This is a genomic window from Pseudomonas sp. Pse79, from assembly GCF_024519615.1.
Taxonomy (GTDB): Bacteria; Pseudomonadota; Gammaproteobacteria; order Pseudomonadales; family Pseudomonadaceae; genus Aquipseudomonas; species Aquipseudomonas veronii.
The window spans coordinates 1-22114 of sequence record NZ_JALJRR010000004.1 but is presented as its reverse complement, the minus strand read 5'-3'; the positions used below and the strand labels follow the sequence as shown (position 1 = coordinate 22114).

The 22114-nt window shown below is 61.3% G+C and carries 18 protein-coding genes; 14 read left to right on the top strand and 4 right to left on the bottom strand.

Features of this window, described 5'->3' with window-relative positions; genetic code table 11:
* Window positions 1-89 precede the first annotated feature (89 nt).
* The 6 genes from NR164_RS07185 to NR164_RS07160 all read left to right on the top strand — a co-directional run bounded on the left by NR164_RS07185 (window position 90) and on the right by NR164_RS07160 (window position 9081).
* A complete protein-coding gene (locus NR164_RS07185) occupies window positions 90-1004 on the top strand; it encodes an NAD synthetase (protein ID WP_256822544.1) in 915 nt (304 codons plus the stop codon).
* Window positions 1001-1459 (top strand): hypothetical protein, encoded by a 459-nt coding sequence (locus NR164_RS07180; RefSeq protein WP_079442726.1) that lies wholly within the window; start codon window positions 1001-1003, stop codon window positions 1457-1459. The genes NR164_RS07185 and NR164_RS07180 overlap by 4 nt, the downstream gene beginning before the upstream one ends.
* Before the next feature lie 99 nt (window positions 1460-1558).
* The gene (locus NR164_RS07175; RefSeq protein ID WP_256822543.1) at window positions 1559-2053 is read left to right on the top strand and encodes a hypothetical protein; all 495 of its coding nucleotides are present in this window, start codon (window positions 1559-1561) and stop codon (window positions 2051-2053) included.
* Between the two features lie 199 nt (window positions 2054-2252).
* On the top strand, window positions 2253-5543 hold the full coding sequence (locus NR164_RS07170; protein ID WP_256822542.1) for a transglutaminase family protein: 3291 nt from the start codon (window positions 2253-2255) through the stop codon (window positions 5541-5543).
* 161 nt (window positions 5544-5704) lie between these two features.
* Window positions 5705-8191 carry a circularly permuted type 2 ATP-grasp protein gene (locus tag NR164_RS07165; protein WP_046384889.1) on the top strand — a complete coding sequence of 829 codons (2487 nt, stop codon included), beginning with the start codon at window positions 5705-5707 and terminating at the stop codon, window positions 8189-8191.
* Window positions 8191-9081 (top strand): transglutaminase family protein, encoded by an 891-nt coding sequence (locus NR164_RS07160; protein WP_046384888.1) that lies wholly within the window; start codon window positions 8191-8193, stop codon window positions 9079-9081. The genes NR164_RS07165 and NR164_RS07160 overlap by 1 nt, the downstream gene beginning before the upstream one ends.
* Before the next feature lie 102 nt (window positions 9082-9183).
* Here NR164_RS07160 and NR164_RS07155 read toward each other — a convergent pair whose 3' ends face one another.
* On the bottom strand, window positions 9184-9366 hold the full coding sequence (locus NR164_RS07155; RefSeq protein ID WP_017849733.1) for a hypothetical protein: 183 nt from the start codon (window positions 9364-9366) through the stop codon (window positions 9184-9186).
* A gap of 333 nt (window positions 9367-9699) precedes the next feature.
* Here NR164_RS07155 and azu point away from each other — a divergent pair, with 333 nt between their 5' ends.
* Window positions 9700-10146 (top strand): azurin, encoded by a 447-nt coding sequence (gene azu / locus NR164_RS07150; RefSeq protein ID WP_046384887.1) that lies wholly within the window; start codon window positions 9700-9702, stop codon window positions 10144-10146.
* Window positions 10147-10282: 136 nt separating this feature from the next.
* Here azu and nadE read toward each other — a convergent pair whose 3' ends face one another.
* The 3 genes from nadE to NR164_RS07135 all read right to left on the bottom strand — a co-directional run bounded on the left by nadE (window position 10283) and on the right by NR164_RS07135 (window position 13441).
* Window positions 10283-11110, bottom strand: coding sequence for an ammonia-dependent NAD(+) synthetase (gene nadE / locus NR164_RS07145; protein ID WP_017849731.1), 828 nt, complete (start codon window positions 11108-11110; stop codon window positions 10283-10285).
* 3 nt (window positions 11111-11113) lie between these two features.
* Window positions 11114-12328: a nicotinate phosphoribosyltransferase gene (pncB, locus tag NR164_RS07140; RefSeq protein ID WP_017849730.1), complete on the bottom strand. Its 1215-nt coding sequence runs from the start codon at window positions 12326-12328 to the stop codon at window positions 11114-11116.
* Between the two features lie 222 nt (window positions 12329-12550).
* A complete protein-coding gene (locus NR164_RS07135; protein ID WP_057003683.1) occupies window positions 12551-13441 on the bottom strand; it encodes a LysR family transcriptional regulator in 891 nt (296 codons plus the stop codon).
* A gap of 153 nt (window positions 13442-13594) precedes the next feature.
* Here NR164_RS07135 and NR164_RS07130 point away from each other — a divergent pair, with 153 nt between their 5' ends.
* The 7 genes from NR164_RS07130 (at window position 13595) to NR164_RS07100 (ending at window position 22044) form a co-directional block, all read left to right on the top strand.
* Window positions 13595-15085, top strand: coding sequence for an aldehyde dehydrogenase family protein (locus NR164_RS07130; RefSeq protein WP_177033609.1), 1491 nt, complete (start codon window positions 13595-13597; stop codon window positions 15083-15085).
* A gap of 172 nt (window positions 15086-15257) precedes the next feature.
* Window positions 15258-16541, top strand: coding sequence for an FAD-binding oxidoreductase (locus NR164_RS07125; protein WP_046384886.1), 1284 nt, complete (start codon window positions 15258-15260; stop codon window positions 16539-16541).
* Window positions 16542-16927: 386 nt separating this feature from the next.
* A complete protein-coding gene (locus NR164_RS07120) occupies window positions 16928-18064 on the top strand; it encodes a branched-chain amino acid ABC transporter substrate-binding protein (RefSeq protein WP_046490657.1) in 1137 nt (378 codons plus the stop codon).
* A 200-nt stretch (window positions 18065-18264) separates the two neighbouring features.
* A complete protein-coding gene (locus tag NR164_RS07115) occupies window positions 18265-19179 on the top strand; it encodes a branched-chain amino acid ABC transporter permease (protein ID WP_003236186.1) in 915 nt (304 codons plus the stop codon).
* A gap of 2 nt (window positions 19180-19181) precedes the next feature.
* The gene (gene livM / locus NR164_RS07110; protein ID WP_017849725.1) at window positions 19182-20459 is read left to right on the top strand and encodes a high-affinity branched-chain amino acid ABC transporter permease LivM; all 1278 of its coding nucleotides are present in this window, start codon (window positions 19182-19184) and stop codon (window positions 20457-20459) included.
* Window positions 20456-21331 (top strand): ABC transporter ATP-binding protein, encoded by an 876-nt coding sequence (locus NR164_RS07105; protein ID WP_102618784.1) that lies wholly within the window; start codon window positions 20456-20458, stop codon window positions 21329-21331. The genes livM and NR164_RS07105 overlap by 4 nt, the downstream gene beginning before the upstream one ends.
* A complete protein-coding gene (locus tag NR164_RS07100) occupies window positions 21328-22044 on the top strand; it encodes an ABC transporter ATP-binding protein (protein WP_017849723.1) in 717 nt (238 codons plus the stop codon). Before NR164_RS07105 ends, NR164_RS07100 begins: the two co-directional genes overlap by 4 nt.
* The last annotated feature ends 70 nt before the right edge of the window (window positions 22045-22114 follow it).

The following is a 22114-nucleotide window of genomic DNA, read 5'->3' as shown; positions in this document are numbered from 1 at the left end:
GCCTGTCCGGATAAAGCGAAGCTTCTGACATTTTTCGGGGATAGGCAGTCTTTACCCTCTGCGCTCTTGTGAACCTCAGGAGTAAAGGGATGACTTCCAGCGTATTCAGAGACAGTTTCCTCAGTCCCAATTACATGACGCGGCAGCGGCTGGAAAGCAGTATTGATCTGCGCAAGTTATTTGCGGCGATTGATGCTGATCCGGCCATCGTCGGTGCCGGCGTGGTGTACATCGACGCGCAGCTACGGATGGTTGTGCTGCGTGAATTTCAGCCGATTTGCAGTATCGCGCCGAAGAATGTGATTTTGCGCGAGGCGCCCAGCTATGTCGGGCGGGTGGAGTTCGCTCGGCAACTGGCGAATGAGCCGCGAGAGTCGCAGGTGGCGTTTGAGGCGGTGAATACAGCTTTGGCGTGTACTTCTGCGGTGATCAGTTGGATCGTGGTACTGAGTGGATCGGCGCTCAGTCCGTTCAGCTTTGGGGTTACTGGGGTGGTAGCTGCGATAAGCTTTACATCAGCAACAGCCAGTTCAATTCAGTGCTTAGTTGGCGGCCAGAGGACTCGCAACGAAATTATTGACCCGGCTCTTAACGATGCTCTGGATAGCGAGCCATGGTATCAGGCTGTGACGATTGGTTTGGACGCCGTTTCGCTACTGGGCGCTAGTGTCTCGGCACTGGCAACTATACGACTGGTTAATGCGACAAGAAAATCTACCGGAAAAACTTTGCCGCAGGTGTTGAAAGGACTGAGTCGTCAAGAGCGAGCAAAGTTGACCCAGGAGTTGTTGAGTATTCGGCACCCGGAAATGACCCGGAAAATGATCAGGTTGAAGCAACTCGCTGGAAAAATGCCAAAGCGTTTTACGCCCGCAGAAGTAAAACAGGGCACTGTTTTGCAGATTCAAGACGCTATAGGTGCTGCCTTAGGGGTTGCTAGCAGTTCGATGTCTGGGAATATTCGCACTGTCGCGGTCGGAATTTATGAGGAGATGACCGAGTGATATTGCTGCTGCCCCTTCGCCCTTTTCTCAAGCGTTATTTACCCGTGTTTCTCGGGGGGATTTTTTCAAGCATTTTTGCTGGATCTTCCGTAGTGGTGGTAGTGCAAAATTACTATCTCAAAGCCATTTCTTTAGCTATTTCGGCACAAGTAGCGTGGTGGGCATGTGTCGTTCTGGCATGCGCCTTGAGTCTTAGCAACATTATGATTGTCCGTGGGCGACGAGACTGGGTGTGGGTCATGGTTGTCTATTTTGGAGCCTGCCTGGTTACCGCTCTTCCGGCCATTCGTTATTCCCCTCATCTGTTCATCTATGCCGAAAGTCTGTTTTGGCCATTGCTTGGTCTGCTGATTCTCAACAGCAAGCGTCATCGTGAGATGCGTGGGAAGCTTGTTGAACTTCGTTTTAGGCGAAAACGGATACAGAAAATTGCTGACAGGCTACAAAAAAGGTGATTTTGCTTTGATTAATTGGGAGCGTTGCCTCATTCCCGACAACTTACTGTTCGGGAACACCCGGATCGTCGCGGTTGGGCTGTATGAGGATATATCAGAGTGAGACTTCTCGGACGGAAACCTCTCATACCGGTGCGCCCTTTTCTTTTGCGCTACTTTCCCGTGTTTATCGGCGTAATTTTAGCGGGCATCTTCGGCAGTTCTTCTGTTGTTGTGCTGGTGGAAAACTATTATTTTCCATCGTTATCGAACGCGGCTGCTAAAAGTGCCGGCGTGCTCTTGGTCTGGTTTATCACCCACTGCAATTTCATGATCGCCTACGGGCGACCGAAGTGGGTCTGGGGCATGTATGGCCTTTTCATCGCCTGCCTGTTGGTCGCTGTGCCAGGTTTTCATTTTTCACCGAACCCATTCATTTACGCGGAATGCTTCTTTTGGCCGGTACTCGGCCTGCTGCTGCTTCGCAGCAAACGCCACTGGGAACTGCGTGCCAAATGCATAGAACTTCGCCATATGCGCGGGAAGGTAAGGGTGGCCATTGAAAAGCGGCGCAAACACGAGCGCGCAATAATCAGAATAAAGAAATCGAGGTAATTCCCCACCCCGCCCCCAAAACCGATACCGCCCCACCCACTCCCCGCCACATATATGTGCAGCTCTTGCACCATTGCACCAACGTTGGCGCCGTTTTGGTGCTGTACTGCACCGGGTCTTACGATAAAGCGCAATGACTGCCGCTCTGGCATAAGTCTTGCGCGCGTTGTGTCCATGCCCTGGCTTGCAGGAGGCCGCCGTGTCGATTCATGTCGCGTTGCACCACGTTACGCATTACCGCTACGACCGCGCTGTCGAACTCGGCCCACAGATCGTGCGTTTGCGCCCGGCGGCCCATAGCCGCACGCGGATTTTGTCCTACGCACTGAAAGTGCTGCCCGAGCAGCATTTCATCAATTGGCAGCAGGATCCTCAGGGTAATTACCTGGCGCGCCTGGTGTTCCCGGAAAAGACTGACGAACTGCGTATCGAAGTCGACCTGGTCGCCGAGATGGCGGTGTTCAACCCGTTCGATTTTTTCCTTGAACCCTACGCGGAAAAAATCCCGTTTTGCTACGCCGCCGACGAGCAGCGCGAGCTGGCGCCGTACCTGGAAACCTTGCCGCTGACGCCGAGGTTCGCCGCTTACCTGGCGGCTATCGACCGCACGCCGCTGCCGGCCGTGGATTTCCTGGTGGGCCTCAACCAACGCCTGGCCGCCGATATCGGTTACCTGATCCGCATGGAACCCGGCGTGCAGACCCCGGAGTTCACTCTGGAAAATGCCTCCGGCTCGTGCCGCGATTCGGCTTGGCTGCTGGTGCAATTGCTGCGCAACCTGGGGCTGGCGGCGCGGTTTGTGTCCGGCTATCTGATCCAGCTCACCGCCGACGTCAAAGCCCTCGATGGCCCGTCCGGTACCGAGGTGGACTTCACCGACCTGCACGCCTGGTGTGAAGTGTATTTGCCCGGCGCCGGCTGGATCGGCCTGGATGCCACCTCCGGGTTGTTCGCCGGTGAAGGCCATATTCCGTTGGCCTGTAGTCCCGATCCATCGTCTGCCGCGCCGATCAGTGGCCTGGTGGAGCCGTGCGAGTGCGAATTCACCCACGAGATGTCGGTAGAGCGCATCTGGGAAGCGCCACGGGTAACCAAGCCCTACACCGAAGAACAGTGGCTGGCGATCCAGGCCCTGGGGCGGCAGATCGATGGCGACCTGCTGGCGGACGACGTGCGCCTGACCATGGGCGGCGAACCGACCTTCGTCTCCATCGACGACCCCGACGGCGCCGAGTGGAACACCGCTGCCCTGGGGCCGGACAAGCGTCGCCTGTCGGCCGAGCTGTTCCAGCGCATGCGCAAGCACTACGCGCCCAAGGGCCTGGTGCATTTCGGCCAGGGCAAGTGGTACCCCGGCGAGCAACTGCCGCGCTGGTCGCTCAACTGTTACTGGCGCCGCGATGGCGAGCCGATTTGGCACAACAGCGCGCTGATCGCCGATGAGCAACAGGACTACGGCGCCGACGGCGTGCTGGCCGGGCGTTTCCTGGGCAGTGTTGCCGAGCGCCTGAAGCTGCCGGCGCGCTTTGTGTTTCCGGCCTTTGAAGACAACTTCTACTACCTGTGGCGCGAAGGCGCGCTGCCGCAAAACGTCACCGCCCTCGACCCGCGCCTGAGCGATGAACTGGAACGCGAGCGTCTGCGCAAAGTGTTCAGCCAGGGCCTGGATAAGGTCATCGGCCAAGTGCTGCCGCTGGCGCGCACCGCTGCCAATGACCGCTGGCAGAGTGGGCGCTGGTACCTGCGCGACAATCACTGCCGACTGGTGCCGGGGGATTCGCCGCTGGGTTATCGCCTGCCGCTGGCCTCGCAGCCTTGGGTGACGGCGGCAGAGTACCCGTTTGTCCACCCGACCGACCCCAACCAGGACTTGCCCGAGCTGCCGAGCACGGCGCAATTGCAACACCATGGCGAAGCGGCGCCGAGCGCTGAGCGCCTGCCGAAGATCGACGAGTCCGCCGACTGGCTGACCCGCACCGCACTGTGCGCCGAAGCGCGCGAAGGCCGCCTGTATCTGTTCATGCCACCGCTGGAGCGCGTCGAGGACTACCTGGAGCTGGTGGCCGCCATCGAAGCCACCGCCGAAGAGCTGCACTGCCCGGTGCTGCTGGAGGGCTACGAGCCGCCGGCGGATTACCGTCTGAGCAACTTCCGGGTCACGCCCGACCCGGGTGTGATCGAGGTCAACGTGCAGCCGTCCGCCACCTGGGACGAGCTGGTAGAACGCACCGAATTCCTCTACGAAGAGGCGCGACAAACCCGCCTGACCACCGAGAAGTTCATGATCGACGGGCGCCACACCGGTACCGGCGGCGGTAACCACTTCGTGCTGGGCGGCGCGACACCCAAGGACTCACCGTTCCTGCGGCGTCCCGATCTGCTGCGCAGTTTGATCAGCTACTGGCACAACCATCCGTCGTTGTCCTACCTGTTTTCCGGCTTGTTCATCGGCCCGACGTCCCAGGCGCCCCGGGTCGATGAAGCGCGTAACGATGCGCTGTATGAGCTGGAAATCGCCTTCGCGCAAATGCCCGCGCCAGGCGAAGAGTGCCCGCCGTGGTTGGTCGACCGCCTGCTGCGCAATCTGCTGATCGACGTGACGGGCAACACCCACCGCGCCGAATTCTGTATCGATAAGCTCTACTCGCCCGATGGCGCCACCGGGCGCCTGGGCCTGCTGGAGTTGCGCGCCTTTGAAATGCCGCCCCATGCGCGCATGAGCCTGACCCAGCAACTGCTGCTGCGCGCGCTGGTAGCGCGCTTCTGGCGCGAACCCTATGCGCCACCAAAGCTGGCGCGCTGGGGCACTGAGCTGCATGACCGTTTCCTGTTGCCGCACTTCATCGAGCAGGATTTTGCCGACGTGATCGTCGAACTCAACGCCGCCGGCTACCCGTTGCGCGCCGAATGGTTTGCCGCGCACCTGGAATTCCGCTTTCCCAAAGTCGGCGACTACGCCGTCAGCGGTATCGAGCTGGAACTGCGCCAGGCCCTGGAACCCTGGCATGTGCTGGGCGAGGAGGGCGCGGTGGGCGGCACGGTGCGTTATGTGGATTCGTCCCTGGAGCGCCTGCAGGTGAAATTGAGCGGGCTGCCACCGCAACGCTATTTGCTCACCTGCAACGGCATCCCGGTGCCGCTGCAAGCGACCGGGCGCATCGGCGAGTTCGTCGCCGGCGTGCGGTATCGCGCCTGGCAACCGGCCAACTGCCTGCAGCCGACCATCGCGGTCCACGCGCCGTTGGTGTTCGACCTGCTGGACACCTGGATGCAGCGCTCCCTGGGCGGTTGCCAGTATCATGTAGCGCATCCGGGCGGGCGTAACTACGACAGCCTGCCGGTGAATGCCAATGAAGCCGAGAGCCGGCGCATGGCGCGGTTCTTCCGCCTGGGTCATACCCCGGGCAAGCAGCCGGTTCCGACCGTAGTGGTGAACGATGAATTACCGATGACCCTGGATCTGCGACGTTTCCCCAATAAAAATGACTGAATGCAAGCCAAAATGTGGGAGGGAGCTTGCTCCCGATTACGGTAAATCAGCCGATACATGAGTTGACTGACCCACCGCAATCGGGAGCAAGCCCCCTCCCACAAAGGATTTGCAGTGTTTGTTAGGTTAATCTGAGCCCCCTTGCCCCTGCCGAGCGTTCCATGTCCGACTTGCTCGACCGTTACCCGCTGACCGCGGGCACTTATCACGAACTGCTGGACGACAGTGGCGCGGTGCGTGCCCATTGGCGGCGCCTGCTCGACCATCTGCAACGCAGCACCCCCGCGCAACTGGCCCAGCGCCAGGCGTTGCTGACCCGGCAGATCCAGGAAAACGGCGTGACCTACAACGTCTACGCCGACCCCAAGGGCGCTGATCGCCCGTGGGAACTGGACCTGCTGCCCCATGTGCTGGCGGCCGATGAATGGCAGCACCTGTCGGCCGGCATCGCCCAGCGTGCGCGGCTGCTCAACGCGGTACTGGCGGACCTCTACGGCCCGCAACGCTTGATCAAGGAAGGCCTGCTGCCGGCCGAACTGGTGTTCGGGCATAACAATTTTCTGTGGCCGTGCCAGGGCATCCAGCCGCCCGACGGTACGTTCCTGCACCTGTACGCCGTCGATCTGGCGCGCACCCCGGATGGCCGCTGGTGGGTTACTGCCGACCGCACCCAGGCCCCTTCGGGCGCCGGTTATGCGCTGGAAAACCGCACCATTGTGTCCCGCGCCTTTCCGGATCTGTACCGCGACCTGCAGGTGCAGCACCTCACCGGTTTCTTTCGCACCCTGCAGGAAACCCTGGCGCGCCAGGCGCCCAGCGATAGTCAGCCGCCGTTGATCGTGCTTCTCACGCCTGGGCGTTTCAACGAAAGCTATTTCGAACACCTGTACCTCGCCCGTCAGCTCGGCTACCCGCTGGTGGAAGGCGGCGACCTCACGGTGCGCGACAGCACGGTGTTCCTGAAAACCCTCAGTGGCCTGCGTCGGGTACACGCGATCATGCGCCGCCTCGACGACGACTTCTGCGACCCCCTCGAACTGCGCACCGACTCGGCCCTCGGCGTGCCCGGCCTGCTCGACGCCGCGCGCCAAGGCAACGTGCTGGTGGCCAATGCCCTGGGTAGCGGTGTACTGGAATCCCCCGGCCTGTTGGGCTTTCTGCCGAAGATCAACGAATTTTTGTTTGGCGAAGAACTGCTCCTGCCGTCCATTGCGACGTGGTGGTGCGGCGAAGCGCCGGTGCTTGCCGAAGCCCTGGAGAAACTGCCCGAGCTGCTGATCAAGCCGGCATTTCCGTCACAGAGCTTCAACCCGGTCTTCGGCCGTGACTTGAACGACGCACAACGCGAGGCCCTGGCCGAGCGCATGCGCGCGCGGCCTTACGCGTATGTCGCCCAGGAGCTGGCGCAGCTGTCCCAGGCGCCGGTGTGGCACACCGTCGAAGACCACCTGCAACACCGCGCCATCGGCATGCGCGTCTACGCCGTGGCCAGCGCCGACGGTTACCGGGTATTGCCCGGCGGCCTGACCCGCGTGGCTGCCGAGGCCGATGCCGAGGTGGTGTCGATGCAACGCGGCGGCGCGAGCAAGGACACCTGGGTGCTCGGCGAACGCGCCGCCGGCGGCGAGCAGTGGCGCGCGCAGCGGCCGATCGGCGCCCATGACCTGGTGCGCCGCGACCCTTATCTGCCGTCGCGGGTGGTGGAAAACCTGTTTTGGTTTGGCCGTTATTGTGAACGCTGCGATAACAGCGCGCGCTGGCTGCGCATCGTGTTGGCGCGCTATGTCGACGGCGACGATCCGCTGGCGTTGCAAGCGGCGGTCGAACTGGGCGAAAACCTGCGCCTGTTGCCGGAGGAGGGCGAGTTGCCCGAACGCCTGCTCGCGGCCTTGCTTGGCGACGACTGGCCGTCGAGCCTGCGCGCCAACCTGCAGCGCTTGCAGTGGGCGGCGTCCCAGGTGCGCGGCAAGTTGTCCCGAGAGAACTGGCAGGCCCTGGTGGAGCTGCAACGCGAAGCCCTGGAGCTGGAAAGCGAAAGCCCCGACTTTGGCGAGTTGCTGGACTTCCTCAACCGCCTGGTGATGTCCCTGGCGGCGCTGTCCGGGTTTGCCCTGGACGACATGACCCGCGACGAAGGCTGGCGCTTTCTGATGATGGGCCGGCGCATCGAGCGCCTGCAGTTTCTCAGCAGCAGCCTCGCGGCGTTCCTGCGCGGCGTGGCGGTGTTCGATCAGGCCGGGCTGGAATGGTTGCTGGAACTGGGCAACAGCAGCATCACCTACCGCTCGCGCTACCTGGCGGTGCCGCAACTGATTCCGGTGCTCGACCTGTTGCTGCTGGATGAGCAGAACCCCCACGCCGTGTTGTTCCAGTTGAAGCTGGTGAGCCGCACCTTGCGTCGTCTCAACGATGATTTCGCGGTGCCCCGGGAAACCGGCCTGGCGCCGTTGGTCGAGCGCCTCGCGCGGTTCGACCTGGGTTGCCTGGAGAACCCGCTGTTTGGCGAGGCCAGCGTGCGTGCCGCGCTGGACGGCCTGGCCGACCTGCTGCAAGCGGTCGCCGATGAGAGTGGGCAAGTGTCGGATCGCCTGGCCTTGCGCCATTTTGCCCATGTGGATGATGTCAGCCAACAAACGGTGTCGGTGTGATGAGTGCGCGCTATCAGATTTTTCACGATACCCATTACCACTACGACAGCCCGGTGTCCCTGGCCCAGCAGTTGGCGCATCTGTGGCCACGGCCATGTGCCTGGCAGCGCTGTACCTCGCAGCAACTGGATATCAGCCCGTTGCCGTCCTCGCGCCGCGATGAGCTGGACGTGTTCGGCAACCCGATCACCCGCCTGGCGTTCGAGCGGCCCCATGATGAGTTGTTGGTGAATGCCGGGCTGACCGTGGAAGTGCTGGCGCGGCCGCTGCTGGATTTCCAACAGTCGCCGGCCTGGGACCAGACTCGCGACAGCCTGACCTACAGCAGCCAACCGCTGTCACCGGCGTTGATCGAAGCCTGTCGCTTTCGCTTCGAATCGCCCTACGTGCATCTGAAGAAAACCTTCGTCGAGTTCTCCGAAAGCTGTTTCCCGCCCGGGCGTCCGCTGTTGCTGGGCGCTCAGGCCCTGATGGAAAAAATCTTCGGCGAATTCACCTTCGATGCCGAAGCCACCCAGGTCGCCACGCCGCTGGTGGAGGTGCTGGAGCGCCGTCGCGGGGTGTGCCAGGACTTCGCTCACCTGATGCTCGCCTGCCTGCGCTCACGGGGCCTGGCGGCGCGCTATATCAGCGGCTACCTGCTGACCCAGCCGCCGCCCGGCCAGCCACGGCTGATTGGCGCCGATGCGTCCCATGCGTGGATTTCGGTGTACTGCCCGATGTCGGGCTGGGTGGATTTTGATCCGACCAACAATGTGCAGCCGGCACTGGAACACATCACCCTGGCCTGGGGCCGGGATTTCTCCGATGTTTCGCCGTTGCGTGGGGTGATTCTGGGGGGAGGCAGCCATGACCCGGAAGTGCGGGTGACGGTGATGCCGCTCTTGTAGGAGCGAGCTTGCTCGCGAAAAAACCGAGGGCGCCGCGTTGAACCAGGCACCCCGCGTTATCGTTAACGCACTTCGCGAGCACGCTCGCTCCTACAGTGATGCTTACTCGGCCGGGTCTTTCGGTGTCTCGGTGTCGTCGGTTGCCACTTCGCCTTCCGCATCCGGGTTCAGTGCGCCGGTCTCTTCGTCTGCAGCGGCTTTCTTGCGTTGCAGCTTTTCCTCTTTCTTCTGTTCCTTGGCCAAGTCTCTTTGACGTTTGGCGAAGGAGTAATTAGGTTTGGCCATGGGCGATCCTCTAGGGTCGAAGGTGAGGGTGGGCGGCGCGCAGCTGCCTTGGGTCGCTATGGTAGCAGCTTAGCGGCGCGCTTGGCCTTCACTTACCGCAGGCGTATGCGGCCAACAGACCGCTGAACAGATGATTGAGGTGCATGGTCCGGACTCCAGTGGGTGATGGACCGATCATAGGCGGGGCGTGGCACTTTGGCTGGTTGATTGTATCGATAAGTCTGATAGCCTAAAGTTGTATACAATTTGTTGATTCAGGTCATAAGACTTTCTGCCCGCCTCGGGCACCCTTGTCGCACTATGCGTTGTTTAAACCCTGCCTTGGAGAATCACATGTTTGCCAAACTCGTTGCTGTTTCCCTGCTGACTCTGGCAAGTGGCCAGTTGCTTGCTGCAGAGTGCAAGGTCACCGTCGACTCTACCGACCAGATGTCCTACAACACCAAGGAAATCGTGATCGACAAGAGCTGCAAGACGTTCACCGTCGAGTTGACTCACTCCGGCAGCTTGCCGAAAAACGTCATGGGCCATAACTGGGTGCTGACCAGCGCAGCCGACATGCAACCGGTCGCGACCGATGGCATGGCTGCCGGCCTCGACAAGAACTACCTGAAAGACGGCGACGAGCGCATCATCGCCCACACCAAAGTCATTGGCGCTGGCGAGAAAGACGCGGTGACCTTTGATGTGTCCAAGCTGAAAGCGGGCACTGACTATGCGTTCTTCTGCTCGTTCCCAGGCCACATCTCGATGATGAAAGGCACTGTGGTCGTCAAGTAAGACCGCGTTATCGTTCATCGGGGGCAAGCCCCCTCCCACATTCGACCGCATTCTCATATGGGAACTCGGTCAACTGTGGGAGGGGGCTTGCCCCCGATGGCTACCTCACAATCAACACAACACTATCTGGTTCACCTCACGGCGCAAACGGCATGACCCGCTTGTGCTCGGTCTTGCGATACGTCTCGCAAATGATCCTGAACGCTTCTTCCCGCACCGGCTCGCCGTGCAGGAACGCATCGATTTCGGCATAGGTCACGCCATGTGACGCCTCGTCCGGCTTGCCCGGCGAGAGGTCTTCCAGGTCGGCGGTCGGGATTTTCTCCACCAGCGACTCCGGTGCACCGAAGTGCCGCGCAATCGATCGCACCTGGTTCTTCACCAGCCCGCTCAACGGTGCCAGATCGCAGGCGCCATCACCGAACTTGGTGAAAAAGCCCATCACCGCTTCCGCCGCATGGTCGGTGCCGATCACCAGGCCGCTGGCCGCGCCGGCGATGGTGTACTGCGCGACCATCCGCATGCGCGCCTTGGTGTTGCCCAGCACGAAATCGCGGGACACCGCCGCCTTGCCTTCAAATGCCGCCACTTCATTGGCCAGGGATTTCACCGCTGGGCCGATGTTTACGGTGTGGCGCTCATCCGGCTCGATAAAGTCCACCGCGGCCTGGGCGTCGATTTCATCGAACTGGGTTTCGTAGGGCAGGCGCACCGCGATAAAACGATAGGCCTCGTCGCCGGTGCTGGAGCGCAGCTCCTGCATGGCGCGTTGGGCGAGCAGGCCTGCGGTCAGGGAGTCGACGCCACCGCTGATGCCCAACACCAATGTCTTGAGCCCTGAATTGCGCAGGCAGTCCTGGATAAAGGTCACGCGCCGGGCGATTTCGGCCTCAAGGGCGGCCTGGTCTTTGAACGGCGCTTGAACCTTGAGCTGCTGCGCAATCTCACGCTGTACGGCTTGCATGATTCACTCCTTGCTGGAAAGGGCAGGTACTTTGAAAACGTGTCGCAAATAGGCGACGAAATTCGGGTCCGTGCAGTGGGTCTTGCCCGCTTCATCGGAGATCTTCGCGACGGGCTGGCCATTGCAGGCCGTCATTTTAAGCACAATGCTCATCGGTTCCACACCTGGAATATCGCAGGTCAGGTTGGTGCCGATGCCAAAGCTCACATTGATCCGACCACGCAGCGCCCGGAATATCTCCAGGGCCTTGGGCAGCGACAGGCTGTCGGAGAACACCAGGGTCTTGCTCATCGGCTCGATGCCCAGCTTGTGATAGTGGGCGATGGCTTTTTCCGCCCACAGCACCGGGTCACCGGAGTCGTGGCGCAGGCCGTCGAACAGCTTGGCGAAGTACAAGTCGAAGTCGCTGAGGAAGGCGTCGGTGGTGATGCAATCGGTCAGGGCGATACCCAGCAGGCCGCGGTATTCGCGGACCCAGCAGTCGAGGGCGGCGATCTGGCTGTCGATCAGGCGCGGGCCGAGTTGCTGGTGGGCCATGATCCATTCATGGGCCATGGTGCCCAGCGGTTTCATATCGAACTCGCGAGCCAGGTGGACGTTGCTGGTGCCGACAAACCGGCCGGGGAAGTCGTGCTTGAGCACGCTCACCACTTCTTCCTGCACGCGGTAGGAGAAGCGTCGGCGAGTGCCGAAGTCCGCCACCTGCAGCTCGGCGAGCTCGTCGCTGCTGGCGTTTGCGATCAGCCAGTCGAACTTGCGGTACAACTGCTCGCGGGCCTGTTCGAGGACCACGGTCTGGTAGCGGTAGCGGTTGCGCACTTCGCTGATGATGGCGAGCATCGGCACTTCAAACAGGATCACATGCAGCCACGGCCCGCGCAGGCGGATAAACAGCTCGCCGTTTTCGATGCCGGTGTGGACATAGCGCAGGTTGAAGCGGAACAAGCCGAGAAAGCGCAAAAAATCCGGCTTCATGAAGCTGATGCGCTCCAGAAAGCTCAGTTGGTCCGCGCTCAGGCTCAACTCGGCGAGGCGCTCGAACTGGTAACGGATCTCCGCCAGGTATGGGCGCAGGTCTTCACTGTTGCGGCAACGAAACTCCCATTCAACTTCCACATTGGGGTAGTTGTGCAGCACCGCCTGCATCATGGTCAGCTTGTAGAAGTCGGTGTCGAGCAGGTTCTGCACGATGCGATCGGCAAACACACTCTCGCTCATAACGGGAATCTCCAGACAGGACGGCGATGGGCGCCGGCCTTTACGCACAAGAAAGGAAGGGGGCTAGTGGCGCATAGACCTGTGGGGTTTTGCCAGTGATTTTTTCAGTGAGGCCACTGGCCCTATCGGGGGCAAGTCGAATCGTCGCACCGCCCCTCCCACAGGTTGGAATGCATTTCAAATGTGGGAGGGAGCTTGCTCCCGATAGCGGTATTCCAGGCACTAAATAACCTGCTCCATCATCCACTTCACAAACTCCCGCACCTTGGGCACCTCCGCCGAATGCTCGGGGTACGCCAGGTAATACGCATCCTGGCTCGGCATTGCATGCTGCCAAGGGATCACCAGCTTGCCATCGGCCAGTTCCTCCTCCACCAGGAAGCGCGGTAGCAACGCCACGCCACAGCCCACCTGCGCCGCCCGAATGCACATATAGAACGTGTCGAAACGCGGCCCGTGATAGCTGTGCTCGGTGTGAAACCCCTGGTCGGCGAACCAGTCATGCCAGCCCTGGGGGCGCGAGGCGTTTTGCAGCAGGACCAGGTTGCTCAGTTGCGTGGGGTCGGTGAACGGCTGCGCGGGCAGGCTTTCCGGGGCGCACACCGGGATCAGTTCTTCACTGAACAGTTTCAGGCTCTCTGTGCCGGGGCGTGAGCCTTGGCCGAAGTAGAACGCCATGTCGGCCTTGCCTTGCAGCAGCTCGTCCGGTTCCTGTTCGTTGCACAGGTCCAGGTGGATTTGCGGATGACGCAAGCGCCAGCCCTTGAGGCGCGGCACCAGCCAGCGTGCGCCGAAGGTGTAGGGCGTAGACACGCGTAATACTTCGGTCTCGCCACCGTAGGAGCGCAGGTAATGGGTGGACATCTCCACCTGGGTGAGGATTTTGCGCACTTCCACCAAATACAAATCGCCCGCCGGGGTCATCTGCAAGCGTCGGCGTACCCGGCGAAACAGCAGGTGCTGCAGCAGTTCTTCCAGTTGCGCCACCTGTTTGCTCACCGCGCTTTGCGTGAGGTTCAGCTCCTCGGCGGCGCGGGTGAAGCTCAGGTGGCGGGTGGCGGCTTCGAAACACTGCAGGGCAGTGATCGAGGGCAAATGTCTTTTGTTCAGCACGGCATGCCTCTTTTTATGCTTTGCATGAATAAACGGAATGATATCTCGCCTAATCGTCGTTTGTTGGCAAGTCTTGGGCCAGCTACAAATAAGCCCTGGATCGCCGTGTGGGCCGCGGCGCAATTTTTTCTGTATAGATTGAAGGAGTGACCCATGGTTGCTGCATTGCTTGATCGTCTCGGGGTAAACCCGGCGCTGTACCAAGCGGGGAAACAACCCGTGCATTCGCCGATCGATGGCAGCCGTATCGGCAGTGTGAACTGGGAAGGCGCCGCCGAGGTGGAGCAACAGGTCAGTCGCGCCGAGCATGCATTCGAGGCCTGGCGCAAGGTGCCGGCACCGCGTCGCGGCGAGTTGGTGCGCCAGTTCGGCGACGTGTTGCGCGAATACAAGGCCGACCTGGGCGAGTTGGTCTCCTGGGAAGCTGGCAAGATCACTCAGGAAGGCCTGGGTGAAGTGCAGGAAATGATCGACATTTGCGACTTTGCCGTCGGCCTGTCGCGCCAGTTGTATGGCTTGACCATCGCCTCCGAGCGCCCGGGCCACCACATGCGTGAAACCTGGCACCCGCTGGGCGTGGTCGGTGTGATCAGCGCGTTCAACTTCCCGGTGGCCGTGTGGGCGTGGAACACCACCCTGGCCCTGGTGTGCGGCAACGCCGTGATCTGGAAGCCGTCGGAAAAGACCCCGCTCACCGCCCTGGCCTGCCAGGCGCTGTTCGAGCGCGTGCTGAAAAAATTCAACGATGCGCCGCAATACCTGAGCCAGGTGATCATCGGTGGCCGCGATGCCGGTGCCGCGTTGGTGGATGACCCGCGTGTCGCGCTGATCAGCGCCACCGGCAGTACGCGCATGGGCCGTGAAGTGGCGCCGAAAGTCGCCGCGCGCTTTGCCCGCAGCATCCTCGAGCTGGGCGGCAACAACGCGATGATCCTCGGCCCAAGCGCCGACCTGGACATGGCGGTGCGCGCCATCCTGTTCAGCGCCGTCGGCACCGCCGGGCAGCGTTGCACCACGCTGCGCCGGCTGATCGCCCATGAGTCGGTCAAGGAAGAAATCGTCAAGCGCCTCAAGGCCGCCTATTCCAAGGTACGCATCGGCCACCCGCTGGAAGGCAACCTGATCGGCCCGCTGATCGACAAGCACGGCTTCGACGCGATGCAGGATGCGCTGGAGCAGGCCCTGAGCGAAGGCGGCAAGGTGTTCGGCGGCAAGCGTCAGCTGGAAGACAAATTCCCGAATGCCTACTACGTGTCGCCGGCGATTGTGGAAATGCCGGAGCAAAGCGACGTGGTCTGCACTGAGACCTTCGCACCGATCCTGTACGTGGTCGGCTACAGCGACTTCGCCGAAGCCCTGCGCCTGAACAACGCCGTGCCGCAAGGCCTGTCGTCATGCATCTTCACCACCGATGTGCGCGAAGCCGAGCAGTTCATGTCGGCGGTCGGCAGCGACTGCGGCATTGCCAACGTCAACATCGGCCCGAGCGGCGCGGAAATCGGCGGCGCGTTTGGCGGTGAGAAAGAGACGGGCGGCGGGCGTGAGTCGGGCTCGGATGCGTGGCGCGGGTACATGCGTCGCCAGACCAATACCGTGAACTACTCGCTGGAACTGCCGCTGGCCCAGGGCATTACCTTCGACTGATTACCTTAAGTCGAAGTGCAGTCAAAATGTGGGAGGGGGCTTGCCCCCGATGGCGGTGTGTCAGTCAACAGATGTCCAACTGATCCACTGCCATCGGGAGCAAGCCCCCTCCCACAGTTGAGCTATATGCAGTTCGGAATAGATGTTTGTTAGGTCTCATCGGAGTCTGGCAATGGCACTACGCGAAACATGTTTGTGGGAACAACTCACCCCTGGCCGGCCGGATCGCGCTGCGCTCAAGGGCGAAGTGAAGGTGGATGTGTGCGTGATCGGCGCCGGGATTACCGGTTTGTCGGCGGCCATTCACTTGCTGGAACAAGGCAAGACTGTCGCCGTGCTGGAAGCCCATCGCACCGGCCATGGCGGCTCGGGGCGCAATGTCGGGCTGGTCAACGCCGGCTTGTGGATTCCGCCGGACGAGATCGAAGCCGGTTTCGGCGAGGCGGTGGGCAGCCAGCTCAACCGCATGCTGGGCGCGGCGCCGTCGCTGGTGTTCAGCCTGGTCGACAAATACAACATCGATTGCCAATTGCGCCGCGAGGGCACTTTGCACATGGCGCACAACGCCCGGGGCGAGGCGGATTTGCGCAGTCGTGAAGAACAATGGAAGCGCCGCGGCGCGCCGGTCGAACTGCTCACCGGTTCAGCCTGCGAACAAGCCACCGGCACTCAAAAGATCTCTGCCGCACTGCTGGATAGACGTGCCGGCACCTTGAACCCGATGGCCTACACCAGCGGCCTGGCCAATGCGGCCGTGGGGTTGGGCGGGCAGCTTTTCGATCATTCCCCGGTTGCGCGCCTGGAACGCCAAGGTGCGGAGTGGTCGGTGCAGACCGCGAACGGTGCGGTGCAGGCTGCACAAGTGGTGATCGCCTCGAATGCCTACACCGAAGGCGAATGGACCGAACTGCGGCGCAATTTCTTCCCAGGCTATTACTACCAGGTCGCCTCCGCGCCGCTGACCGACGACGCGGCCCAGCGAATCCTTCCCGGTGGCCAGGGTTCGTGGGACACGCGCCAGGTGCTCAGCAGCATCCGCCGCGACGCCGATGGCCGCCTGTTGCTCGGCAGTCTGGGCAACGGCAACCAGAAACCGACGTGGTTTCTCAAGGCGTGGGCCGATCGGGTGCAGCAGCACTACTTCCCGTACCTCAAATCGGTGCAGTGGGAATGCACCTGGACCGGCTGCATCGCGTTCACCCCGGACCACTTGATGCGCTTGTTCGAACCCGCGCCCGGCCTGGTGGCCGTGACCGGCTACAACGGCCGCGGCGTGACCACCGGCAGCGTGGTCGGCAAGGCCTTTGCCGACTACTTGTGTCACCAGAATCCCCAGGCCCTGCCGATTCCGTTCGCGCCGATGCAACCGCTGGCCGGGGTGGGCCTGCGCAGTTGCCTGTATGAAGCCGGATTCTCGCTGTATCACGCCGGCCAATGCTTGCGGATCGTGATCTGATCAGCGAAATAGCCTTCAGAAGCCGGCACGTTCTTCGCCGACGACTAATCTGTATTGGTGCAAGTTGTAGCAATCACGCACTGTAAATGTGCAGTTCCGTTACGTGCATTGTTACAGCTGTAGGAAGTGTCGTTTGACGGTCTGGTTGCAGGTGCGACCCATGAAGGTTGTACTTTTTTGATCCATGGGTTGCACCTATTGAAGTTAGAGGGTTGCACGTCCCGACGAACGGAGCCGAAACACCTGCAATAACAATGACACCGTGTCTTTTTGAAGAATAAAAACGTAATGGCACGCGGCTTGCTCTGGGCTTTCAGTGAAAGTTTTGGTTGAAGGTTTGCAGTGAATACTTAGTGCCAATAAACAAAAACCTCGGAGCACCACTCATGTCCCAGACGTTTTACAAGAAAGGTTTTCTGGCCCTCGCCGTTGCAGCGGCGCTGGGTGTTTCTACGTTTGTTCAAGCTGATGTGAAGATTGGCGTAGCGGGGCCGATGACGGGCGCCAACGCCGCTTTCGGTGAGCAGTACATGAAGGGCGCCCAGGCGGCAGCCGATGTCATCAACAAGGCTGGCGGCATCAACGGTGAGCAGATCAAGCTGGTCGCCGGTGACGATGCCTGTGAACCCAAGCAGGCCGTGGCCGTGGCCAACCGCCTGGCCGACCAGGACAAAGTGATCGGCGTGGTCGGGCACTTCTGCTCGTCCAACACCATCCCGGCGTCCGAGGTCTACGACGAAGCCGGCATCATCGCCATCACCCCAGGCTCGACCAACCCGCAGGTCACCGAACGCGGCCTGGGCGCCATGTTCCGTATGTGCGGGCGTGACGACCAGCAAGGCATCGTGGCCGGCGACTACATCGTCGACGTGCTCAAGGGCAAGAAAGTCGCGGTCATCAACGACAAGGACACCTACGGCAAAGGCCTGGCCGACGCCACCGCTGCCCAGTTGACCAAGCGCGGCGTGAAACCGGTGCTGGAAGAAGGCCTGACCCGGGGCGAGAAAGATTTCAGCGCCCTGGTCACCAAAATCCGCTCCCTGGGCGCCGATGTCGTGTACTTCGGCGGCCTGCACCCGGAAGCCGGTCCGCTGGTTCGCCAGATTCGTGAAGCAGGCCTCAAGGACGTGAAATTCATGTCCGACGACGGCATCGTGACCGACGAACTGGTCGCGACCGCTGGCGGTGCGCAGTACGTGGACGGCGTGTACATGACCTTCGGCGCTGACCCGCGCCTGCTGCCGGACAGCAAGGCAGTGGTTGAAGAGTTCCGTAAAAACGGCACCGAGCCAGAAGGCTACACCCTGTATGCCTACGCGTCGGTCCAGGCCCTGGCTGCTGGCTTCAACGGTGCCAAGTCCAACAAGGGTGAAGACGCCGCCAAGTGGCTCAAGGCTCACCCGGTAAAAACCGTGATGGGTGAAAAAGCCTGGGATGCCAAGGGCGACCTGAAAGTCTCCGACTACGTGGTTTACCAGTGGGACAAAGACGGCAAATACCACCAGCTGGAAAAGCAGAAGTAAGGCTGAGTACCACAGACCTAATGTGGGAGGGGGCTTGCCCCCGATGACGGTGTACAGCCACCCGATGTATAGCTGACCCTCCGCAATCGGGGGCAAGCCCCCTCCCACAGGGGGACTGGGTTGTTATTGAGATCTGTCTTTTCCTCCAGAAGCGCCGCACACCTACCGGTGTGCAGGTGCTCACCGCGTGAGATTGCGTTATGGATGGTATTTTCCTGCAGCAACTGGTCAACGGCCTGACCCTCGGGTCGGTCTATGGCCTGATCGCCATCGGCTACACAATGGTCTATGGCATCATTGGCATGATCAACTTCGCCCATGGCGAGGTTTATATGATTTCCGCTTACCTCGCGGCGATCAGTCTGGCACTGCTGGCTTATTTCGGCATCGAATCCTTCCCGCTGCTCATTCTCGGCACCCTGATCTTCACCGTGGTGGTCACCGGCGTTTACGGTTGGGTCATCGAACGGGTCGCCTACAAACCGCTGCGCAACTCCACCCGACTGGCACCGCTGATCAGCGCCATCGGTATCTCCCTGATCCTGCAGAACTACGCACAGATCGCCCAGGGCGCCAAGCAACAAGGCATTCCGACCCTGCTGGCCGGCGCCTGGCGCGTCGATATCGGCAGCGGTTTCGTCCAGTTGACGTACACCAAGGTCTTCATCCTGGTCGCTGCCTTCGCCGGCATGGCCTTGCTGACCTACATCATCAAGTACACCAAGCTCGGCCGCATGTGCCGCGCTACCCAGCAAGACCGCAAGATGGCCTCGATCCTCGGCATCAACACCGACCGCGTGATTTCCTACGTGTTTGTCATCGGTGCCGCCATGGCGGCCCTGGCCGGCGTGTTGATCACCCTCAACTACGGCACGTTCGACTTCTACGCCGGCTTCATCATCGGCATCAAGGCCTTCACCGCGGCGGTACTCGGCGGCATCGGTTCCCTGCCTGGGGCGATGCTGGGCGGGATCATCCTCGGTATTTCGGAGTCGCTGTTCTCGGGGTTGATCAACTCTGACTACAAAGACGTGTTCAGTTTCTCCCTGTTGGTGGTGATTCTGATTTTCCGTCCCCAGGGCCTGCTTGGTCGCCCACTCGTGGCTAAGGTATAAACATGTCTGCTGCCAAATCGATTGATATCAAAAAAAGTGTGGTCGATACGATCCTCGCCGGGCTGATTGCGTTGATCGTGTTCGGTCCGATCGTCGGCGTGGTGCTCGACGGCTACAGCTTCAACCTGCAACCTGCGCGCGTGGCGATCCTGGTCGCCATCGTGATGGCAGGCCGCTTTGCCCTCAGCCTGTTCCTGCAAACGCCCAAGGGCGTGAAGATTCTGCAGGGCTTCGAGAGCAGCGGTTCGGGCGTCCATGTGCTGGCGCCGGACTACAAGTCGCGGCTGCGCTGGATCATCCCGGCGCTGATCGTGATCGCCATCGTGTTCCCGATCTTCGCCAACAAGTACCTGCTCACCGTGGTGATCCTCGGGCTGATCTACGTACTGCTCGGCCTGGGCCTGAACATCGTGGTCGGCCTGGCCGGCTTGCTCGACCTGGGTTACGTGGCGTTCTACGCCATCGGTGCCTACGGCCTCGCGCTGGGGTATCAATACCTCGGCCTGGGTTTCTGGACGGTGCTGCCGCTGGCGGCCATCGCGGCGGCGCTGGCGGGGTGCATACTCGGCTTCCCGGTGTTGCGCATGCACGGCGACTACCTGGCGATCGTGACCCTGGGGTTTGGTGAAATCATCCGCCTGGTGCTGAACAACTGGCTGTCGTTCACCGGCGGGCCAAACGGCATGCCGGTGCCTTCGCCGACCTTCCTCGGCCTGGAATTCGGGCGCAAAGCGAAGGACGGCGGGATTCCGTTCCATGAGTTCTTCGGCCTCGATTACAACCCCAACATCAAGTTCATGTTCATCTACATCGTGCTGTTCCTGGTGGTGCTGGCCGTGCTGTACATCAAGCATCGCCTGACCCGCATGCCGGTCGGCCGCGCCTGGGAAGCCTTGCGCGAAGATGAAATCGCCTGTCGCTCCATGGGCCTGAACCACGTGCTGGTCAAGCTCTCGGCGTTCACCATCGGCGCCTCCACGGCCGGTCTGGCCGGGGTGTTCTTCGCCAGTTACCAAGGCTTCGTCAACCCGTCGTCGTTCACCTTCTTCGAGTCGGCGCTGATCCTGGCCATCGTGGTGTTGGGCGGCATGGGCTCGACGGTGGGCGTGGTGATCGCGGCGTTCGTGTTGACCGTCGCGCCGGAACTGCTGCGCAGCTTCTCTGAGTACCGCGTGCTGCTGTTTGGCGTGTTGATGGTGGTGATGATGATCTGGCGGCCACGCGGCCTGATCCGGATCAGCCGTACCGGTGTGACCCCACGTAAAGGAGTGGCGCCATGAGCAAGGAAGTCATCCTGTCCGTGGAACATCTGATGATGCACTTCGGTGGCATCAAGGCCTTGAGCGACGTGAGCCTCAAGGTCGAACGCAACTCGATCTTCGCCCTGATCGGCCCCAACGGCGCCGGCAAGACCACGGTGTTCAACTGCCTTACCGGCTTCTACAAAGCCAGTGGCGGCAAGATCGAACTCAACGTGCGCGGCAAGCAGACCAACGTGATCCAACTGCTCGGCGAGCGCTTCGAGGCCATCGACTTCGTGTCGCCGAAAAGCTTCTTCAGCCGCGTGTACTACAAGATGTTCGGCGGCACCCACCTGGTGAACCGCGCCGGCCTGGCGCGGACCTTCCAGAACATTCGCCTGTTCAAGGAAATGTCGGTGCTGGAAAACCTGCTGGTCGCCCAGCACATGTGGGTCAACCGCAACCTGCTCGCGGGCATCCTCAACACCAAGGGCTACCGCAAGGCTGAAAGCGACGCCCTCGACCACGCCTTCTACTGGCTGGAAGTGGTCGACCTGGTGGACTGCGCCAACCGCCTGGCCGGCGAGCTTTCCTACGGCCAGCAGCGCCGCCTGGAAATCGCCCGCGCCATGTGTACCCGGCCGCAGATCATCTGTCTCGACGAACCGGCAGCGGGCCTCAACCCCCAGGAAACCGAAGCCCTCAGCGCGATGATTCGCCTGCTGCGCGACGAACACGACCTCACAGTGGTGCTGATCGAACACGACATGGGCATGGTGATGAGTATTTCCGACCACATCGTGGTGCTGGACCACGGCAACGTGATCGCCGAGGGCGGGCCGGACGCGATCCGCAACGATCCGAAAGTGATCGCGGCCTACCTGGGCGCGGATGAAGAGGAGCTTGTATGAACGGGCCTATCCTCGAAATGAAGGACCTGGACGTGTTCTACGGCCCGATCCAGGCGCTGAAGAAAGTCTCGCTGCACATCAACGAAGGCGAAACGGTCAGCCTGATCGGCTCCAACGGCGCGGGTAAATCCACGCTGCTGATGTCGATCTTCGGCCAGCCACGGGCGGAGTCGGGGCAGATCCTCTACAACGGCGTCGACATCACCCACAAGTCGTCCCACTACATCGCGTCCAACGGCATTGCGCAGTCGCCGGAAGGGCGGCGGGTGTTCCCCGACATGACCGTCGAGGAAAACCTGCTGATGGGCACCATCCCCATCGGCGACAAGTTCGCCCAGGAAGATATGCAGCGCATGTTCGAGCTGTTCCCACGGCTCAAAGAGCGGCGTAACCAACGGGCGATGACCATGTCCGGTGGCGAGCAGCAAATGCTCGCCATCGCCCGCGCACTGATGAGCCGGCCCAAGTTGTTGTTGCTCGACGAACCGAGCCTGGGCCTGGCGCCGATTGTGGTGAAGCAGATCTTTTCCACCCTGCGCGAACTGGCGGCCACCGGGATGACCATCTTCCTGGTGGAGCAGAACGCCAACCATGCGCTGCGTCTGTCAGACCGGGCGTATGTGATGGTCAACGGCGAGATTCGCCTGACAGGCACCGGCAAGGAACTGCTGGTGAACGAGGAAGTGCGCAACGCCTACCTCGGTGGCCACTGACGCATAAACCTTGTGGGAGGGGGCTTGCCCCGGTACAGACCGGAGACATCCTTTACGTTTGAAACCGGAG

What these genes read in the sequence shown, in the direction of transcription:
- NR164_RS07115 (WP_003236186.1), top strand. Translation starts at nt 18,265, where the DNA reads ATGGATGGTATTTTCCTGCAGCAACTGGTCAACGGCCTGACCCTCGGG.
- NR164_RS07125 (WP_046384886.1), top strand. Translation starts at nt 15,258, where the DNA reads ATGGCACTACGCGAAACATGTTTGTGGGAACAACTCACCCCTGGCCGG.
- NR164_RS07130 (WP_177033609.1), top strand. Translation starts at nt 13,595, where the DNA reads ATGGTTGCTGCATTGCTTGATCGTCTCGGGGTAAACCCGGCGCTGTAC.
- azu (WP_046384887.1), top strand. Translation starts at nt 9,700, where the DNA reads ATGTTTGCCAAACTCGTTGCTGTTTCCCTGCTGACTCTGGCAAGTGGC.
- nadE (WP_017849731.1), bottom strand. Translation starts at nt 11,110, where the DNA reads ATGCAAGCCGTACAGCGTGAGATTGCGCAGCAGCTCAAGGTTCAAGCG.
- NR164_RS07155 (WP_017849733.1), bottom strand. Translation starts at nt 9,366, where the DNA reads ATGGCCAAACCTAATTACTCCTTCGCCAAACGTCAAAGAGACTTGGCC.
- pncB (WP_017849730.1), bottom strand. Translation starts at nt 12,328, where the DNA reads ATGAGCGAGAGTGTGTTTGCCGATCGCATCGTGCAGAACCTGCTCGAC.
- NR164_RS07165 (WP_046384889.1), top strand. Translation starts at nt 5,705, where the DNA reads ATGTCCGACTTGCTCGACCGTTACCCGCTGACCGCGGGCACTTATCAC.
- NR164_RS07100 (WP_017849723.1), top strand. Translation starts at nt 21,328, where the DNA reads ATGAACGGGCCTATCCTCGAAATGAAGGACCTGGACGTGTTCTACGGC.
- NR164_RS07185 (WP_256822544.1), top strand. Translation starts at nt 90, where the DNA reads ATGACTTCCAGCGTATTCAGAGACAGTTTCCTCAGTCCCAATTACATG.
- NR164_RS07160 (WP_046384888.1), top strand. Translation starts at nt 8,191, where the DNA reads ATGAGTGCGCGCTATCAGATTTTTCACGATACCCATTACCACTACGAC.
- NR164_RS07105 (WP_102618784.1), top strand. Translation starts at nt 20,456, where the DNA reads ATGAGCAAGGAAGTCATCCTGTCCGTGGAACATCTGATGATGCACTTC.
- NR164_RS07120 (WP_046490657.1), top strand. Translation starts at nt 16,928, where the DNA reads ATGTCCCAGACGTTTTACAAGAAAGGTTTTCTGGCCCTCGCCGTTGCA.
- livM (WP_017849725.1), top strand. Translation starts at nt 19,182, where the DNA reads ATGTCTGCTGCCAAATCGATTGATATCAAAAAAAGTGTGGTCGATACG.